Consider the following 17,212-nt stretch of genomic DNA (forward strand, 5'->3'; position numbering starts at 1 on the left):
CTTGTATACAAGTACTGCACGACAGGATGGGAGCCGCAAAGTGAGCAAGATCGAGCGGGCCGAGGTGCTCGTCACCTCGCCGGGGCGCACGTTCGTCACGCTGCGTATCACGACGACCGACGGGGTCATCGGACTCGGTGACGCCACGCTCAACGGTCGCGAGCTGGCGGTGGCGAGCTATCTGCGCGATCACGTCGTACCGCTGCTGATCGGCAGGGACCCTGCCCGTATCGAGGACATGTGGCAGTACCTCTACAAGGGCGCCTACTGGCGGCGCGGCCCCGTCACCATGACCGCGATCGCCGCCGTCGACACCGCCCTGTGGGACATCAAGGGCAGGACGGCCGGCCTGCCGGTCTACCAGCTCCTGGGCGGCCGCTCCCGGGACGGCGTGCTGGTGTACTCCCACGCCAGCGGCACCGACGTGCCCTCACTGCTGGACGACGTCGAGCGCTATCTGGAGCTCGGCTACAAGGCCGTACGGGCGCAGGCGGCCGTACCCGGAGTCGGGGGGACGTACGGCGTGCGCAAAGGCACGGTCTACGAGCCGGCCGCGACCGACCTGCCCGACGAGCAACCCTGGGACACCGAGGCCTATCTCGGCTTCGCACCCACCTATCTGGAGGCAGTGCGGGAGCGCTTCGGCTTCGGTTTCCATCTCCTGCACGACGTGCACCACCGGCTGACGCCGATCGAGGCGGCCCGGTTCGGCAAGAGCGTCGAGGGCTGCCGGCTGTTCTGGATGGAGGACCCGACGCCGGCCGAGAACCAGGAGGCGTTCCGGCTCATCCGTGAGCACACCACGACACCGATCGCGGTCGGTGAGGTGATGAACTCGATCTGGGACGTCCAGCACCTGATCACAGAGCAGCTCATCGACTACGTACGCACCACCGTCGTCCATGCCGGCGGGATCACCCACCTCCGGCGGATCTTCGACCTCGCCGCGCTCTACCAGGTGCGCACCGGCTCCCACGGAGCCACCGACCTCTCCCCCGTCAGCATGGCCGCCGCCGTGCACCTCGACATCTCCGTGCCGAACTTCGGCATCCAGGAGTACATGGGCCACCCGGACGAAACCGCCGAGGTGTTCCGCACGGGCGTCACCTTCGCCGACGGCATGCTGCACCCCTCCGAGGAGCCGGGCCTCGGCGTCGAGTACGACGACAAGGCGGCCGAGCGCTTCCCCTACCAGCGGCGCTACCTCCCCGTCGCGCGCCGCCTCGACGGCTCGGTGCACGACTGGTGAGCGCCGTGCTGAACCGTGCGTCGGTCTCCCGGCTGGCCCCCGCGCTGCGGCCTGCGGTCGACCCTGCCGAACTGCGCACCCGCGTCGTCCACTTCGGCCTCGGCGCCTTCCACCGGGCGCACCAGGCGGTGTACACCGAACAGGCCGCGGCGCGGTCCGGCGAGCCCTGGGGCATCACCGCCGTCGCGCCGCGGTCGGCACAGACGGTGCAGGCCCTGCGGGAGCAGGACTGTCTGTACTCGCTCACCGAACGCCGTCCGGACGCAAACGTCTCCCGTGTCGTGGGCGCGGTGGTCGGCGCGCTGGCCATGGGACCCGATACCAAGGCCGTCGATGCCCTGCTCGCCGACCCCGAGGTGACGGTGGTGACCCTGACCGTGACCGAGAAGGGCTACCACCGGTCCCCGCTCACGGGCGGCCTGGACACCTCGGCCGCGCCCGTCGCCGCCGACCTCGCGGCAGACCCCGACGGGCCGCTCGGCACGGTGGTCGGGCGCCTGACCGCCGGGCTGGCGGCGCGGATGCGCGCGGGCGCGCCCCCGATCAGCGTCGTCTCCTGCGACAACATGGCGGGCAACGGCGCCGCGCTCGGCCGGGTCATCCACGACTTCGTGCGCGCGTCCGCCTGGCCGGACCGTGCGCAGATCCTGGACCGGCTGGCCGAGGCGGTCGCCTTTCCCGCAACGGTGGTGGACCGGATCGTGCCCGCCACCGGTGAGGCCGACCGGACGGCGGTCGTCACCGCGCTCGGGGTGCGCGACGCCCTCCCGGTGACGGCCGAGCCGTACCGCCAGTGGGTGCTGGAGGACTCCTTCGCCGCTCCCCGGCCGCCCTGGGAGTCGGACGGCGCCCTGTTCGTCCCCGACGTCGCGCCGTACCAGCTCACCAAGTTGCGCCTGCTGAACGGCTCCCACTCGGCCCTGGCCTACCTCGGCACTGCCGCGGGCCTCACCACCATCGCCGAGACCATGACGGCCGACTGGGGCGAACGCCTCGTGCGGGCCCTGTGCGCGGAGGTCGCCCCCACCCTCCCCGCCGGCCGCCCCGATCCGCTCGCGTACGCCGACGATCTCGTCATACGGTTCCGCAATCCCGCGATGCACCACCTGCTCCGGCAGATCGGCTCCGACGGATCGCTGAAGATCACGGAGCGCTGGCTGCCCGCCCTGCGCGAGCTGCGCGCCCGCGGCACGAGCACTCCGGTGCTCGAACTCGCCCTCGCCGCATGGGTGTTGAGCACCCAGCGGTCCGACGCACCCACCGACCCCGCGGCCGACGCGCTCGCCGCACGTTGGGGGCCCGCGACCCACCCCGCCGAGACGGTACGCGCGCTGCTGCGCGTCCTCGGCGCGGCCGACCTCGCGGACGACGACGCCCTCACCGCCACCGTCGCGGACCGGCTGCCCGCCCTGCGCGCCGGGCACATCGAGATCTGAGCGCGTCCCCCTCCGACCGTCTCACTTCCCCCTCCCCCACCTCAGTCCCCACTTCATTCCCCGAACAACGGAGTTCACGATGAAGGACAGCGTCATAGCCGCTCAGCAGACGCCAACCGCGCAACGCACCACGGGCGATCTGGCCCGTGCCGCCGTCTCGGGCTGGCTCGGCACGGCGATGGAGTTCATGGACTTCCAGCTGTACTCGCTGGCCGCCGCGATCGTCTTCAACAAGATCTTCTTCCCGGACGTCAGCCCGGCCATCGGGCTGATCGCCGCGATGGCCACGTACGGCGTCGGATACGTCGCCCGGCTCGCCGGAGCCGTCTACTTCGGGCGGATGGGCGACCGCATCGGCCGCAAGAAGGTCCTGTACCTCACCATCCTGCTGATGGGCGCCTCCACCACTCTCATCGGCGCCCTGCCCACCTACGCCACCATCGGCATCCTCGCGCCCATCCTGCTCGTCGCACTGCGACTGATCCAGGGGTTCGGCGCCGGCGCCGAGATCGCCGGGGCCACCGTGATGCTGGCCGAGTACGCCCCGGTCAAGCGGCGCGGCCTGGTCGCGTCGCTGGTCTCGCTCGGCACCAACTCCGGGACCCTCGCCGCCTCCGGGCTGTGGGCGGTGCTGCTTTCCGTGCTCAGTGAGGACCAACTGCTGTCCTGGGGCTGGCGGTTGCCGTTCCTGCTGAGCTTCGTCCTCATGCTGTTCGCGGTCTGGCTGCGCCGCGGCCTCAAGGAGAGCCCCGTCTTCGAGGAGCGCCCCGACGTGGTGGACGGCGTGGCACTGGCCCGGGACGAGGTCGAGTCCGCCATCGCCACCGCCGACGAGCAAGAGAGCAGCGTCCTGGCGGCCGGGATCCGTCAGCGCAAGGGCAAGGCGTTCTTCCTCGCACTGGGGCTGCGCTTCGGCCAGGCGGGCAACTCCGGGCTGGTCCAGACGTTCCTCGTCGGCTACATCGCCACCAACCTGGCCGTCGGCCGGTCCGTCCCGACGGACGCGATCGTGTGGGGCTCGCTGCTGGGCTTCGCGACCGTACCGCTGGTGGGTCTGCTCGGCGACCGCTTCGGACGCCGCGCAATCTATCTCGCGCTCACCGCACTGACCGTCGTCATAGCCTTCCCCGTGATGCTCCTCATCACCTCCGGCTCGACCCCGGGCGTGATGCTCGGCATGGTTCTCGGCCTGAACGTCGGCGTCCTCGGTCTGTTCTCACTGGAGAGCGTCACGATGGCCGAACTCTTCGGCTCCCGCACCCGGTTCACCCAGCTCGCGCTCGCCAAGGAGATCGGCGGCATCCTCGCCACCGCCATCGGCCCGGTCCTCGCGGCCACGCTCACCGCCGTCACCGGCAGCTGGTGGCCCATCGCCGCGATGCTCGTCGTCTACTCGCTCATCACCTTCGTCAGCGCGCTGCTCGCGCCCGAGACCCGCGGACGTGACCTCGTCCGGCTGGAGGACGCCGTATGAAGACCGTGACGGAACGCGACCCCCTGCGGGCGGTCGCCGCGCAACCCCGGATGCGGGCGGTCGTCGTGCACGGCCCCGGCGACCTGCGCATCGACACACGGCCCCGGCCGGTGCCGGGCAGGGGCGAGGTGCTGCTGGCCCTGGAGTGGGGCGGGATCTGCGGATCCGACATCGCGTACTGGAAGAACGGCGCGTCCGGCACCGCCGCGCTCGCGCACCCGCTGGTCCTCGGGCACGAGTTCGCCGGCCGCGTCGCCGCGCTCGGCGACGGGGTCAGCGGCCTCCGCGAAGGACAGCCGGTCACGGTCCACCCGGCCCAACTGGTCGGCGACGGCGCCCTTCCCGAGCGCATCGCCGGCCGCACCAACCTCTACCCGCGGGTCCGCTACTTCGGCTCGGCGGCCTTCGACCCGCACACCGACGGCGGGTTCAGCGAGTACCGGACGGTGCCCGCGAGCCAGATCCGGCCGCTGCCCGACGGCGTCGACACCCAACAGGGCGCCCTGGCCGAGCCGTTGGCGGTCGCTCTGCACGCCGTCGGCCGGGTCCCCGACCTGCGTGGCCGCACCGTCCTGGTCAACGGCTGCGGACCGATCGGCTCCCTGGTCGTCGCCGCCGCCCGGCACCGCGGCGCCGGCACGGTCATCGCGGCCGACCTGGCGGCCTCCTCGCTGCAGGTCGCCCGCGCCATGGGCGCCGACGAGACCCGGAACCTCTCCCACGGCGAGGCGCTCCCCGAGGACGTGGACGTGGTCTTCGAGGCGTCCGGCGCCCCGGCCGCACTCGGGCCGGTGCTGCGGGCCACGGCCCGCGGAGGCACCCTCGTCCAGGTCGGCAACCTGCCGGGCACGGCCGTGCCCGCCGCCCTCGGCGACCTGGTGACCCGCGAGATCAGCTGGATCGGCTCGTACCGCTTCGTCGAGGAGATCGACGACGCCCTGCGCGCCCTGGGCGACGGCCTCGACCTCACCCCGCTGATCACCCACCGCTTCCCGCTGGAGCGCGCCGAGGAGGCGCTCTCCGTGGCCGCCGACCCGACCAGCGGGAGCAGCAAGGTCATGCTGCGCCTCGCCGCCCAGGCGTGAAGCCGCCCAGGCGTGAAGCCCTCAGTCAGGAGAATCCCGTGACCGTCACCTCCCCCGTGGCCGACGTCGTCTGCGTCGGCGAGACGATGGTCGTCCTCAGCCCGCAGGACGACCGCCCGCTCGCCGAGCAGCCCGCACTCGGCCTGGCCGTCGGCGGCGCCGAGTCCAATGTCGCCTGCGGGCTGGCGGGCCTCGGGCATCGCGCCGCCTGGCTGAGCCGCGTGGGCGACGACCCGTTCGCCCGTCGCATCCTGGCCGAACTCACCGCGCGCGGCGTGGACGTGAGCGCCGTGGAGACCGATCCGGAGCGCCCGACCGGGGTCTACTTCAAGGACCCTGGCCCGGACCGCACCCGCACGCACTACTACCGCGGCGGCTCGGCCGCCACCGGGATGGGCCCGGAACTCGCCCATCACCCCGCACTCCGCCGGGCCCGGGTCGTACACCTGTCGGGCGTGGCCGCCGCCCTCTCCGACAGCTGCGCCCGACTGCTCAGGGCGATCCTCGACGGCCGCCCCACGCACGGACCGCTCGTGTCCTTCGACGTCAACCACCGCCCCGCGCTGTGGCGCGACGGCGGCGCGGACGCCGCGCAGAGCCTGCTGGCCCTCGCCCGATCCGCCGACATCGTGTTCGTCGGACGGGACGAGGCCGAGGAGGTGTGGGACACGGCACGCCCGGACGACATCGCGGACCTGCTCGGCCCCACGCCGATCGTGGTCGTCAAGGACGCCGAGCACGGCGCCACGTCCTACGCCCGCGGCGTGCGGACGTACGTGCCCTCGCTGCCCACCAAGGTGGTCGAACCGGTCGGCGCAGGCGACGCGTTCGCGGCCGGATACCTCGCCGGCGTGCTGGAGAACCGCTCCGAACGCTCCCGGTTGCGCCTCGGCCACCTGGCGGCCGCCGCCGCGCTGCGCACGCGGGACGACGTCCCCGTCATGCCGCCGCGCGCGGAGATCGACCGGTGCCTCGCCCTGGACGAGGACGCCTGGGCCGCCACGGCGCCCCGCTGAGCACTGCCGACCTGTCACCACCCCGCCGTAGGAGAACTCCCGCCCATGAACGCCGACTTCCTCTCCCAGCTGTCCGAGGACCGTGTGATCGCCGTCGTCCGCGCGCCGGAGATCCCCGACGCGGCCGCACTGTGCGCGGCCCTGCGCGCCGGCGGCATCCGCTGGATCGAGTTCACCCGCACCACCCCCGGGCTTGCCGAGCACCTGCGCCGGGCGGTGGCCGACGACGGGGACGGCATCGGCGCGGGCACGGTGATGACCGCCGAGCAGGCCGAGGAGCTGATCGACGCGGGCGCCGGATACCTCGTCACCCCCGGCTGCCGTCCGGAGGTGGCGAAGGCCGCGTCTGCGGCAGGCGTACCGCTGGTCATGGGGGCCCTCTCCCCGACGGAGGTGGGGCTGGCGCTCGACCTCGGCGCGGACGCGGTGAAGATCTTCCCCGCGCGCGCCTTCGGCCCCCGCTATCTCCGGGACCTGGCCGGCCCGTTCCCGGACGTACCGCTGGTGGCATCCGGCGGCGTCAACGCGGACAACGCGGCCGGCTTCCTCACCGCCGGGGCACGTGCGGTGTGCGCCGGCTCGGAAGTCGTTCCGCCTGCCGTGGTGGCGGCAGGCGACTGGGCGGAGATCACCAGGCGTGCCCGTGCCTTCACCGATGCGCTGCGGTGACGGGCCGTGCGGGCCATGCGCGAAGGCCAGTTACTGACCTTGTTGCCATGATGTCGTCCATGTGAGGCCGGTTTCGGCGCGCCGAGTTGCTGATGGGCGGCGATAGCCGGCTGCCGGTAGCCGGTCCAGATGAAACAGAGTCCGCCACACCGCTGGTGATCGGCGTGCCGCCCGGGTCGTAGACCAGGCGTTGGCGTTCACCGCGCCTGCGGCAAGCCGGCAACGATGGCTGCAATGAACCCAAGCTCCAGGCAGCATGGCGGTGTGGCTGATCTGCTGTGGGATGACGTGAAGTGTCTCCTCGACCCGGACCTGATGGGTTCGCTGCCGGACGTGCGTGTCCCTGATGCCTCAGTGCACAACTGGCAGGACGTCCTCGATCTCGTCGTGGAGAGGGGCTGGAAGTGCCAGTACTCCGAGGGAGAGACGGTGCTTCCCCTGCCCCGGGCGGAGGCCCTGCTGTCCCGACCAGCGGATGCCGAGTGCCCTAACCTGCGCATCTGGCTGACGGCTGATGTGCTGGTGATCTTCCGCTTCTATTCGGACGAGGAGATCGATTTCGACGTTGATCTGAGGGAGTTGCAAGGACAGGAACGACTCGATGTGTTCTGCGGCTTCCTGCGGGAGATCGGGCGGCGGTTGGGCAAGCCGGTGCTGATGGATCCGGAGGGCGCCTATGGCCGTCCCGTGCTCGGCTTCGATGTCGAAGCTGATCGAGTTGTCCTCCTCGCGGAGCCGCTGGTCTGGTGACTGAGGCTGAGGGCCGGAGTTCGTGAAGGTGCCATCGCGGAGCGGGATCCCGTTCAGCCACCTGGGCCGTGTGCAAGGTGGAGCAGATCTGCCAGGCGCAGCACACGTCCGTCGAAGCCTGGGAGTGGGACATGATCGCCGCGCGTATAGCGTCTTCGAAGCTGGTGGTGGTGCGCAGGGCCCAGACGGCGGAGCCCAGGCAGGGCCAGACGGCACCGTTGAACTCGGTCGCCTGATCTGGGTGCCAGTCGGGCGCGAGGACGGTGGCGTAACGGTCCCGGTGCTCGGGGTGGACAAGAGCCAGGATGTCCGGGGAGCGCTGTGAGGGGGGCGGTGTCCTCGAACGTGACGCGGATGAGTTCGTGGAAGATCGCGGTGCCCTCCCAAGCTGCGCGGTCGCCGTGGGTGAGGGCGGCGATGCGGCGCGCCGCGTCCATCGTGGCTTCCTGGCCGGCGGCCGCGAAGTGGACCGCGGAGGTCGATGCCCGCATCAAGGAGCCGTTTCCCGCTGCGCGCTGGTTGACCTGGAAATGGATCGCGGCGGCGAGGTCCCAGGGCATGCCATTGGTCAGGACGTCCTCGGTCTGCAAGCCGATGTCCTTCGGTTCTGACGCTGCCCACCGCTGGAAGCGGGCGAAGATGTCCGGCAGATCCAGTCCGCCTCGCTCCAGCAGGGACTCCGCGACGAGGACGGCCATCTGCGTGTCGTCAGTGGCCTCGCCGGGATCCCAGCCACCGCCTCCGCACATCTCGCCACCGGCACCAGGCGCGGGGAACCGTGCGGAGAAGGCTCCCTGGGGACCGAACTCGAAAGGGCCGCCCAGGGCATCACCCACCGCTGAGCCGACGATCGCGCCGACGGCCGCACAGCCCTGTTCCGTCTTCGGCTTCCCGAACCATCCGCGGCGAACGCGTCTCGTCTACGAAGGTGCGCCGCTTGAGGCGCCTTGGGTCTGAGACACCCGTACAGGTCACACATCGAGTGCCTGCCGACGGGCAACCCGACAATTCGACGCCGATACCGGCGGTGAGGCCGAGTGGCAGGACGCTCGCACTGAGGACCCCCTCCATAGAGCAGCTCACTCAAGCCATCGAGGACGCGCGGCCCGACACCACGCCGACGCTGATCCCGCTGCACAGCGTCACCGCCAACGTGCTGCGGATCAAGGTGGATTGGAGCCACACGCCGGGCAGCCGACCGACGAGGGCGACGGACCGGCACCCTCTGACTCAGCACACCGTGAGATTCGCTGTTCCGATGGCGTCAGCGAGTTGCTTCACGCGGTCGTCGCCGAGCCGTTCGCGGCGGGCTAGCCGCGGTGGCCGGCCAGGAAGTCCGTGATGTAGCTCATCGTCTTCTTGGTCGACCAGGGCCGTTCGCCGGTGCCGGAGGAGGCACTCGGCGAGCTCTGGGCGATGGCCGCCGTGACGGTCGTGTCGCCGTGACCGGCTCCGGTGAGAACGACGCGCTTGGCGTCGACTCCCTTGTCCTCGAGGGCGGTGAACAGGTTGAGCGTTTGGCTGGGCGAGACCAGCGGGTCGGCGCTGCCGTGCAGGAGAAGGAAGGGCGGTGTGGAGGAGGAGATATGCGTGGTGGGGTCGGCGGCGGCCATCTGGCTCGTGTACTCCTTGATGGACTTGGTGGTCCCGGCGCCGTAGACCCATTGCGCGGCGGGATTGCCCGCGGTGTAGTTGCCGTCCTTGGCTGCCTGGTCGTAGTCGGCAGCAAGTTCCGACAGGTTGGCCGGGCCGAACTCGTCCACCACTCCCTGGACCTCGCTGCTCTGGTCGAGGTGGTCGCCGACGTCGTAGGTCTTGTCGCCGTTGGTGACTCCGGTCATGGCCGCCAGATATCCGCCCGCCGACTGGCCCCACACGAAGACCTGGTCCGTGTCGATCCCGTAGGTGTCGGCGTTGGCGCGGAGGTAGCGGATGGCGGACTTCACGTCGGCGAGGGCGTCCTTGTACGTGGCGCCGCTGGTCGTGGTGCGGTATTGGATGCTGGCGACCACGTAGCCCTGGTCGGCGACATAGGTGCGCTGGTCGAGATTGGCGGTGCGGTCCGACATCATCCAGCCGCCGCCAGTGACGTAGACGACGAGGGGCTTCTTGCCCGAGGACTTGGGTACCTGGATGTCGAGCTTCAGGTCGGTCTTCTCACCGTGGGTGGCCGGCGAGGCGTAGGTGATGTCGTCGGTGGACCCGACCGCCGACGTGTCACAGGTGATCGCCGGGCCGGTGGGGTTGATGACCGTGCTGGTGCTGTTGTCGGCCTTCTTGATCGTTTTCGCCTGTACGAGGTTCACCCGGCCACCGTCCGAGCTTCCTGACGGCACGCCCGTAGGTGCGCCGTCGCTTCCTGTCGTCCCCGAAGTGGATGTCGGACAAGCGGAAGTCGACGCCGACGCCGACGCTGCGGTCTCTCCGGCCGATGAGTCGTCCCTCCCACAGGCGGTCAGTCCCCCACCTGTCACGAGAGCAACCACCACGAGGGCTGCGATCCGCCTCGGATGCCGAGGCCGTGCCTCCCGCTTCCGCTTGTAGTGACCTGCGACCGGGTCGTGTCCATGCATCGCGCCTTCTCCCACTGATATCGAACGGAAGTAGAAGCGGAGAAAGGATCTCCGTTTCCGAGTCCGCCCACCGTAACACGAAACGGAGACTAGATCTCCGTTTCGAGTGTGAGGTGCAAGGCCGCAACAGCCTGCCTGTGCCGCCGGGCCTGCGGGGGACGGTGCGGTCGTACGATGCACCAGGACGATCGCGCCTTCCGAAAGCGAGACCCCGCATGGCGGCACCCCCCGCATCCGGCGAGACCGGCGGCTCCGGCGGGGCACCGACGCCCAGACCACGGCGTGACCGCGAGCTGAACCGCCGTAAGCTCCTGGCCGCCGCGCGCGAGGTGTTCCGCGATCACGGCCTGAAGGCCACCCTGGACGACGTCGCCCGCCACGCCGGGCTCGGGGTGGGAACGGCATATCGCCATTTCCCCAACAAGCAGGCCCTGATCGACGAGCTGGTCGACGACATGTTCGCGCGCGTCGAGGAAGCCACTCGGGAGGGAGCCGAGGACACCGACACCTGGCGCGGACTGACGGTCAGCCTGGAGCGCGTCGCCGAACTTCAGGCGCTCGACCGCGGCCTGCGCGAGGTCATGCTCCACAGCGACCGTACGGCGTCGGCGGGGCTGCGACACCGGCACCAAATCAGGCAAAACGTCGATCTCGTGGTCGACCGGGCCAAGAAGCAGGGCGTTCTGCGTGCGGATGCGGAGCCCTGGGATCTGGTCATGATCCAGCAGATGCTGGCCGCGGTGACCGAGCGGAGCGGGCAGCCGGATCTGTGGCGCCGCTATCTGAGGCTGTTGCTGGACGGGCTACGAGCCGATCCCCGGCGCACACAGCCGCTACCCGGCGCGGACTACGGCAAGCGGTTCGACGTACCGGAACCGAATTGGATCGACCCGCCCCAGCCTGAAACGGCTGGGCCGCACCCGCCGCGCGGCTGAAGGACGATTCTCGACTTGGCTCTTGACGGGACGAGCCGCGCGCACAATCCCCTTCCACACCGGACACGCCGACACGCCGGACCGCACCTTCCGCACCATTGCGGGCTCGACGGATCAAGAGGTCCGGGCGGTGGTGTTGACCGGCATGGACATTGACGTCGAGCGCTATCGCCGAGCGCCGGCAGGTCACGTTCCACGCCAGGTGAAAGGTTCCCCACCACGACCGTCTCGTCGCGGTGCTCAGGAACGCCCTCGTTCCTCCTCCGCAGAGGAGACCTGGAGCCGTGGAGCTACTTTCCGAATGCCAGGCGGAAGTCCTGCCAGGTCTCCTTCGAGGCACCGTTCGCGCCGCATGCGGGAATGGTGTCGTTCTTGTCGGCAGCCACGATGTAATGCTGACCCACTGTGAAGGTCAGGCTTTCCGGGAGGGCGGGGTCGCTGTTCACCAGGACTGTGTCCGTACCACCACCACGCAGCCAGTGATCGACGTGGAAGGTGACCAGGGGTCCCTTCACAGAGGTGGCTGTGCCGTAGAAGAGCGTCGGGTATCCGGCAAATTGGTCGGGAACAGGCGCGGCGCACTTGCGGATGCCGTCGCCGGCGAGGGTGAGAGACAGCGGGGCGTCGGCTGTGGTCGAGTGGCCGTTTCCTGAATTCACTGTGATTCCTGCGGTGATACCCCCTCCGACAAGCAGAGCGGCGGCGGCCGCAAGCCCGAAGAGACGTCGGCGTCCCCTTCCTGCGGCGGCCTTCGCTGTGCGAGTTGTGGTGTCGGTGACGGTGTTGTCGGACAGGGATACGGTGTCGGCGCGCAAGGCAGCCTCCACAAGAAGGTTGATGTCAGGCAGCGGAGCTCGTGAGGTCAGTGCGGGGTCCGCGTCCCTCAGCAGAGCCAGCAACTCGTCGTCCTTCACTGACCGCTCCTTCCTTCACTCATCTTGTGTCCGGCGCGCTCGGCGTTCTTTCGCCCCGACTGGAGCTGTTCGGCGATTTTCTTCTTCGCCCGGTGCAGCCGCAGACTCACCGCATTGGACGTCATTCCGGTCGCCTCCGCGATCTGCCGCGGCGCCAGTTCCTCCCACGCCCACAGCCGTATCACCTCGCGATCCAGTTCCCCGAGTGCGTCGAGCGCGGCGTGCAGGTCGCCGTGGTCGGTGGCCACGGCCGGAGGCTCCTGCTGAACGCCGATCAGCCGCTCCACCAGGCGGAGCCTGCGTCGATCCGCCCGGCGGGCATTGGCCAGACAGCCCCGCGCGACCCCGTAACACCAAGGGAGCACCTCATCGCGATCGGGCAGGGACCCGTTTCTGACCCCGGGTACCTGGTCGATGCGACGCCACAGCACCAGCAACGTCTCGGACAGGACGTCCTCGACCATGTCAAGGGCCGATCGTCGCACCAGATACCGGTGCAGAGGCTCCGTCACCACCTGCGCCAGTCCTTCGAAGCGTGCCCGCCGCTGCCGACGGGTCTCCTGTTCCGTCATGGATTCCACGACCCATCCCTGTCCGACACCGGCCAACATCTTTCAACGCCTGTCAAGCCAGGGGTGTTCGGCCGCGGTTTGAAGCGTGTCGATGCCTGATCACTGAAGTCGTCCCTGGGCAACCTCGCCGGCACTCGGCGCATGCCCGCGGAAACGGGCGCCGACCAGTAACCTTCCGGGGCCTTGGCCCGGTACGACTGTGAACGTATCCCTCGCCCGTAGTACGGCGGCTGCCGTACAGCCCAGTGACGGTGCCCGGGGGATGTGCGGGTGCGCCGCGGGCGACACCTTTGGCACGTCGGACTCGACGCCAATTCATGAACCCTCGTCTTTCGCCCTGCCACATCCCATTGCGCGCGAACCGGCCGGAACATTTCGGTGCGGTCCGCGGGAGGACAGACCATGCAACGCCTATTCGTCGGCATCGCCGCCGCCTCACTGCTGCTCGCGGCCACCGCCTGTGGATCGTCCGGGAATTCCGGCGACTCCGCGTCGGAAAGTGGCGGCACTACCAAAGTCAAGGTCGGGGTCATTCCGATCGTCGACGTGGCCCCCATCTATCTCGGCCAGAAACAGGGGATCTACGAGAAGTACGGTCTCGACGTCTCGATGACGACGGCGCAGGGCGGCTCGGCCATCGTGCCGGGTGTGGTCAGCGGCCAGTTCCAGTTCGGTTTCAGCAACACGACCTCGCTGATGGTCGCGCAGAGCAACGGCATACAGGTGAAGGCGGTCTCCAGCGGTGTGGCGACCACCGGAGTGGACGGCAAGGACTACGGCGCGCTTGTCGTCAAGAAGGGGAGTTCCCTCAAGTCCGCGAAGGACCTTGAGGGGAAGACGGTCGCCGTCAACACGTTGAAGAACATCCTCGACACCTCGGTCCGCGAGTCAGTGCGCAAGGCCGGAGGCGACCCGGCGAAGGTGAAGTTCGTGGAGCTGGCCTTCGACCAGATGCCCGCCGCTCTGGAGAAGGGCCAGGTGGACGCCGCGATGGCGGTCGAGCCCGCGCTGACCACCATCCTGAACCAGGGGGGCGTGGAGATCGCGTCACCGTATGTGGACGTGGCCAAGGATCTGACGGTCGCCATGTACTTCACCTCTCGGACGTACGCCACGGAGAACCCCGACGTGGTGAGCAAGTTCCAGCAGGCCACCACCGAGGCGCTGACCTACGCGAACAGCCACCCTGACGAGGTCCGCGACATCGTCGCCACCTACACGGAGATCCCGGCCTCCGTCCTGTCGAAGGTGACGCTGCCGAAGTGGCCGCAGGACATCAGCCGGTCCTCGGTGGAGACCCTGGAGAAACTCGGCGAGCAGGACGGCCTGTTCAGGACCGCCCCGGACCTGGATGAGCTGCTGCCGTGAGGAATCCGAACATCGCACTCGGCGCGGCGGGACTCGCGACCTTCCTCGCCCTCGGCGAGGCCGTGCCGCGACTGGGTCTGGTCAGCGCGGACTACTTCCCACCGCCGAGCAGGATCGCCGGCGCGCTGGGCGACGAACTCGGCGACGACGCCTTCTGGTCGGCGCTCGGCGACACCCTGACAGGCTGGGTGATCGGCCTGGGGATCGCGTCGGGCGCGGGCATCCTCTGCGGCCTGCTCATCACGGTCGTACCGTTCCTGCGCCAAGTGACCTCGTCGACCATCGAGTTCCTCCGTCCCATCCCGTCCGTGGCGCTGATCCCACTGGCGGTGCTGCTGTACGGCACCGAACTGCGCTCGGTGCTGCTGCTGGTGGTGTACGCGTCGTTCTGGCAGGTGCTCATCCAGGTCCTGTACGGCGTCCAGGACGTCGACCCCGTCGCCGACGAGACAGCACGGTCGTACGGCCTTGGGACCTGGGCGCGCATCCGGCACGTGATGTGGCCGACCGCCCTGCCCTACGTCATGACCGGCATCCGGCTCGCGGCGGCAGTGGCCCTGGTGCTCGCCATCACGGCCGAACTGGTCATCGGCGCACCGGGACTCGGCTCACTGATCGCGGTCGCCCAGGCGTCGCAGGCCGTACCGCACATGTACGCGCTGATCACGGTGACCGGGGTCCTGGGTCTCCTGATCAACCTGGGGGCCCGCGCGGTGGAGCGACGGGCCCTGGCATGGCATCAGTCCATACGCGGGGAGGCCGCGCTGTGAGGGCCCTGACACGGCAGGTGCTGTTCGCGGTGGGTCTGCCCGCAGTGCTGCTGGGGCTGTGGTGGGCCGCGTCGGACGGGAGCACCGACCCGTTCTGGCCGCCGCTGCGCACGATCCTCCGCACCTTCCCCTCGGTGTGGACCGGCGAACGCCTGGGCACGGACGTGCTGCCCAGCGTGCTGCGCCTGGCCGGCGGCTACGCACTGGCGGGCCTCGCGGGCGTCGGCCTGGGCACCCTCATCGGTTCCCATCGCGGAGTGCGGGCCTTCTGCGAACCGGTGCTGGAGTTCCTGCGGGCCGTGCCACCGCCTGTGCTGGTGCCGGTGATCATGCTGTTCGCGGGCATCGGCGACACGATGAAGATCGTGGTGATCTCCAGTGGCTGCGTCTGGCCGGTGCTGCTCAACACGGTGGAGGGCGTGCGCGCGGTGGACTCGGTGATGCTGGAGACGGCGCGTTCGTATCACATCCGCGGTGTCGGGCGGCTGCGCCACCTGGTGCTGCCCTCGGCGAGTCCGCAGATTGTCGCCAGCCTGCGCCAGGCCCTCTCCATCGGCATCATCCTCATGGTCATCAGCGAGATGTTCGCGGCGAACAACGGCATCGGCTTCACCGTGGTGCAGTTCCAGCGCAGTTTCGCCATCCCCGACATGTGGACCGGAATCCTGCTCCTGGGACTGCTCGGCTTTCTGCTCTCCGTTGCCTTCCATTTCGCTGAGCGCCGGGTGCTCGGCTGGTATCACGGCCTGCGCGCGTCCACCCGGCGGTCGTGAATGAGCATCGCGAAAGGGCGAACCATGCTCGACATACGTGGCCTGCGGAAGACCTACCAGGGGTCCGGCCGGCAGGTGGAGGCGGTCCGCGACCTCACCTTCACAGTGAAGGCCGGTGAACTCGTCTGTCTGGTGGGACCGTCGGGCTGCGGCAAGACGACCCTGCTGAAGTGCATGGGCGGCCTGCTCAGTCCGACTTCGGGACAGGTGCTCCTCGACGGCGTGCCGGTGACCGGCCCGCCGCCCGGAATGGCGATCGTCTTCCAGGAGTACGGGCGCAGCCTCTTCCCTTGGATGAGGGTCGCTGACAACGTCGAACTCCCCCTGAAGGAGAAGGGGACACCGAAAGCGAAACGCCGGGAGCTCGTCACCGACGCCCTGCGGTCGGTGGGACTACCGGACGCCGCCGATGCCTATCCCTGGCAGTTGTCCGGGGGGATGCAGCAGCGCGTGGCGATCGCCCGTGCGCTGGCCTACGAGCCCCAAGTCCTTCTGATGGACGAGCCGTTCGCTGCTGTCGACGCCCAGACCCGCGCCGACCTCGAGGACCTGGTACGGGTCCTGTGGCAGGAGCGCGGGATCACCGTCCTGTTCGTCACCCACGACATCGACGAGGCGGTCTACCTCGGCGAGCGGGTCATCGTTCTCTCCGCCTCGCCGACGGTCGTGCAGGACGAGCTGCACATCGATCTGCCCGATGAACGGGACCAGTTGCACACCCGGGTCTCTCCTCGCTTCACCGAACTGCGCACGCACGTCTACGAGCAGATCCAGGCGGCGAAGCGAGCCACTCGGGCGGACGCGTCCACGATGTCGTCCGCGCCGGACCCCGACGGGCGTCCGGTCGGCTGAGCCGGGCCGACGGCCCTCCGGATCGCGGTCACCGTACCGGAGAAGCAATCTCCGTTTTGCCGTAGGGTGGCGGCATGAAGGACACCGCGATCCGGGTCGTCATCGCCGACGATCAAGCTCTGCTGCGGGGTGGATTCCGCATTCTTATCGACTCGGCCGACGATCTGGAGGTGGTGGGAGAGGCGGAGACCGGCCGCGAGGCCATCGAGATCGTCCGCCGCACCACACCGGACATCGTGCTGATGGACATCCGTATGCCGGAGCTGGACGGTCTCGCGGCCACGCGGGAGATCGCCTCGGACCCGGATCTGGACGGCGTCCGCATCGTGATCCTCACCACCTACGAGGTGGACGAGTACGTCCTACAGGCTCTGCGGGCCGGGGCGTGCGGCTTTCTGGGGAAGGGGATGCGTCCCGCGGAGCTGCCGGAGGCCATCCGGATCGCGGCGCGCGGCGAGGCGCTACTGTCACCCAAGGCCACCCAGACCTTGATCACGAGGTACCTCTCCCTGCCCGACGCACCACCGACAGTCCTCTCCGGCGAACTGACCGAACTCACCGACCGGGAGCGGGAGATCGTGGCGCTGGTGGCCGAGGGACTGTCCAATCAGGCGATCGCCGAGTACCTGGTCATCTCCCGTCAGACCGTCCGCACCCATGTGCACCGGGCCATGGCCAAACTCGGAGCCCGGGACCGGGCACAGCTCGTGGTGGTCGCCTACCGAACAGGGCTCGTCCGCCCGGCAGCTGCTGGGCGCTAGCCGGAACCGGGTCGA

16 protein-coding genes and 1 pseudogene are annotated in these 17,212 nt (G+C 69.5%); 13 read left to right on the forward strand and 4 right to left on the reverse strand.

Translation table 11 applies throughout. The features are described from left to right. Positions 1-40: 40 nt before the first annotated feature. From manD to ACIHFB_RS25320, 7 genes are all read left to right on the forward strand, one after another. Complete coding sequence (gene manD, locus ACIHFB_RS25290; RefSeq protein ID WP_400127975.1) at positions 41-1,249, forward strand: D-mannonate dehydratase ManD; 1,209 nt, start codon at positions 41-43, stop codon at positions 1,247-1,249. Then, complete coding sequence (locus tag ACIHFB_RS25295) at positions 1,246-2,685, forward strand: mannitol dehydrogenase family protein (RefSeq protein ID WP_400127976.1); 1,440 nt, start codon at positions 1,246-1,248, stop codon at positions 2,683-2,685. The genes manD and ACIHFB_RS25295 overlap by 4 nt, the downstream gene beginning before the upstream one ends. A 79-nt stretch (positions 2,686-2,764) precedes the next feature. Beyond that, positions 2,765-4,159 carry an MFS transporter gene (locus ACIHFB_RS25300; RefSeq protein ID WP_365281812.1) on the forward strand — a complete coding sequence of 465 codons (1,395 nt, stop codon included), beginning with the start codon at positions 2,765-2,767 and terminating at the stop codon, positions 4,157-4,159. Beyond that, the gene (locus tag ACIHFB_RS25305; protein ID WP_400127977.1) at positions 4,156-5,244 is read left to right on the forward strand and encodes an L-idonate 5-dehydrogenase; all 1,089 of its coding nucleotides are present in this window, start codon (positions 4,156-4,158) and stop codon (positions 5,242-5,244) included. Before ACIHFB_RS25300 ends, ACIHFB_RS25305 begins: the two co-directional genes overlap by 4 nt. A 38-nt stretch (positions 5,245-5,282) precedes the next feature. After that, positions 5,283-6,260: a sugar kinase gene (locus ACIHFB_RS25310; RefSeq protein WP_365281814.1), complete on the forward strand. Its 978-nt coding sequence runs from the start codon at positions 5,283-5,285 to the stop codon at positions 6,258-6,260. Between the two features lie 45 nt (positions 6,261-6,305). Continuing rightward, positions 6,306-6,929 carry a bifunctional 4-hydroxy-2-oxoglutarate aldolase/2-dehydro-3-deoxy-phosphogluconate aldolase gene (locus ACIHFB_RS25315; RefSeq protein WP_365281815.1) on the forward strand — a complete coding sequence of 208 codons (624 nt, stop codon included), beginning with the start codon at positions 6,306-6,308 and terminating at the stop codon, positions 6,927-6,929. 264 nt (positions 6,930-7,193) lie between these two features. Next, a complete protein-coding gene (locus ACIHFB_RS25320) occupies positions 7,194-7,679 on the forward strand; it encodes a hypothetical protein (protein ID WP_400127978.1) in 486 nt (161 codons plus the stop codon). Between the two features lie 53 nt (positions 7,680-7,732). On the opposite strand, the pseudogene ACIHFB_RS25325 reads toward ACIHFB_RS25320, so the two are convergent. After that, positions 7,733-8,530 (reverse strand): annotated as a pseudogene (locus ACIHFB_RS25325) (ADP-ribosylglycohydrolase family protein). 459 nt (positions 8,531-8,989) lie between these two features. Beyond that, the gene (locus tag ACIHFB_RS25330; RefSeq protein ID WP_400127979.1) at positions 8,990-9,985 is read right to left on the reverse strand and encodes a prolyl oligopeptidase family serine peptidase; all 996 of its coding nucleotides are present in this window, start codon (positions 9,983-9,985) and stop codon (positions 8,990-8,992) included. Between the two features lie 482 nt (positions 9,986-10,467). Between ACIHFB_RS25330 and ACIHFB_RS25335 the strand changes: the two genes are divergently transcribed. Continuing rightward, complete coding sequence (locus tag ACIHFB_RS25335; protein WP_400127980.1) at positions 10,468-11,187, forward strand: TetR/AcrR family transcriptional regulator; 720 nt, start codon at positions 10,468-10,470, stop codon at positions 11,185-11,187. A gap of 290 nt (positions 11,188-11,477) precedes the next feature. On the opposite strand, the gene ACIHFB_RS25340 is transcribed toward ACIHFB_RS25335, so the two are convergent. Next, on the reverse strand, positions 11,478-12,101 hold the full coding sequence (locus ACIHFB_RS25340) for a hypothetical protein (RefSeq protein ID WP_400127981.1): 624 nt from the start codon (positions 12,099-12,101) through the stop codon (positions 11,478-11,480). Further along, complete coding sequence (locus tag ACIHFB_RS25345; protein ID WP_400128269.1) at positions 12,098-12,673, reverse strand: RNA polymerase sigma factor; 576 nt, start codon at positions 12,671-12,673, stop codon at positions 12,098-12,100. The genes ACIHFB_RS25340 and ACIHFB_RS25345 overlap by 4 nt, the downstream gene beginning before the upstream one ends. 402 nt (positions 12,674-13,075) lie before the next feature. Between ACIHFB_RS25345 and ACIHFB_RS25350 the strand changes: the two genes are divergently transcribed. The 5 genes from ACIHFB_RS25350 (at position 13,076) to ACIHFB_RS25370 (ending at position 17,197) form a co-directional block, all read left to right on the forward strand. Beyond that, a complete protein-coding gene (locus tag ACIHFB_RS25350) occupies positions 13,076-14,041 on the forward strand; it encodes an ABC transporter substrate-binding protein (RefSeq protein WP_400127982.1) in 966 nt (321 codons plus the stop codon). Beyond that, a complete protein-coding gene (locus ACIHFB_RS25355; protein ID WP_400127984.1) occupies positions 14,038-14,811 on the forward strand; it encodes an ABC transporter permease in 774 nt (257 codons plus the stop codon). Before ACIHFB_RS25350 ends, ACIHFB_RS25355 begins: the two co-directional genes overlap by 4 nt. Then, on the forward strand, positions 14,775-15,584 hold the full coding sequence (locus tag ACIHFB_RS25360; protein WP_400127985.1) for an ABC transporter permease: 810 nt from the start codon (positions 14,775-14,777) through the stop codon (positions 15,582-15,584). The genes ACIHFB_RS25355 and ACIHFB_RS25360 overlap by 37 nt, the downstream gene beginning before the upstream one ends. Before the next feature lie 24 nt (positions 15,585-15,608). Further along, positions 15,609-16,436: an ABC transporter ATP-binding protein gene (locus tag ACIHFB_RS25365; RefSeq protein ID WP_365281826.1), complete on the forward strand. Its 828-nt coding sequence runs from the start codon at positions 15,609-15,611 to the stop codon at positions 16,434-16,436. Between the two features lie 74 nt (positions 16,437-16,510). Then, positions 16,511-17,197 (forward strand): response regulator, encoded by a 687-nt coding sequence (locus tag ACIHFB_RS25370; protein WP_400127986.1) that lies wholly within the window; start codon positions 16,511-16,513, stop codon positions 17,195-17,197. Positions 17,198-17,212: the final 15 nt, after the last annotated feature.

The organism is Streptomyces sp. NPDC051963, from assembly GCF_044593495.1.
Lineage (GTDB): Bacteria > Actinomycetota > Actinomycetes > Streptomycetales > Streptomycetaceae > Streptomyces.